General features: G+C 30.8%; 1 protein-coding gene. It reads left to right on the forward strand.

The genetic code is table 11. The annotated features are described in order from the left end of the window. Nucleotides 1–895: CPBP family intramembrane glutamic endopeptidase (locus tag DWY01_RS11415; RefSeq protein ID WP_243002009.1), on the forward strand; the 895-nt coding region annotated here is incomplete at its 5' end. Between the last annotated feature and the right edge of the window lie 23 nt (nucleotides 896–918).

Below are 918 nucleotides of genomic sequence, written 5' to 3' on the forward strand. Positions count from 1 at the left end.
ATTTGTTAAGTTGGTAGTAATTTTTTGCAATAATGAAGGTAAAGGAGAGCATTTTATGAGTACAAGAAAGACGATAGGAGGGGCTTTGGGAGCTATCATTGTATTGATAGTAGCTCAAATATTAGCTCAGTTAGTGGCAAGTTTGTTTGTTTTGGTTAAAATTCCAGAAGGTATATGCAATATTATAGCAGGAATTATATATGTTGGATTAGCATTTGTTTTAATTGAATTATTTTCAAAAAGACTACTTAAAATAAAAATAGAAAATTTGGGAATGCCAAAATTTTCAATTAAAGCTAAATGGATTATTGTAGGTGTATTATTACCTGTGACAGTAATAGCGGTTTATCTTTTTTTCTTTTCTGGAAAGTACGTTTCTTCTGGAATGAATAGTAATCAGATTTTTTCAATACTGAGTGCTGGTATTGCTTTTACAGGCATAGCCGCTGGTTTTGTTGAAGAAATGGTTTTTCGTGGAGTTATTCTAAATCTGTTAAAAGAGAAATGGAATATTAAAGTAGCTGTATTAATTCCATCAGTTTTATTTGGATTAGTACATATTATAGGAATGGATTTTTCAATTATAAGTAGCCTGTTAGTTCTTATTGCAGGAACAATGGTGGGAATAATGTTCTCAATGGTTGCTATTGAAAGTGGTTCTGTTTGGAACAGCGGAATTGTTCATTCACTTTGGAATATTTTAATTATTGGCGGCGGTTTATCGATAAGTGAAAAGGCAGATGAATATTCGGTTATGACATATGTACTTGATTCAAAAGACTTTGTTTTCACTGGTGGAGAATTTGGAATTGAATCATCAATTATTGCACTATTAGGTTATGTTACAGTTACTTTAGCAGCAATATGTATGATTAAGAAAAAAGCAAAAGTGTAATAAGTATCAAGAAACAAATTCCA

The organism is Eubacterium sp. AF22-8LB, assembly GCF_003458715.1.
In the GTDB taxonomy this organism is placed as follows: domain Bacteria; phylum Bacillota_I; class Bacilli_A; order Erysipelotrichales; family Erysipelotrichaceae; genus Holdemanella.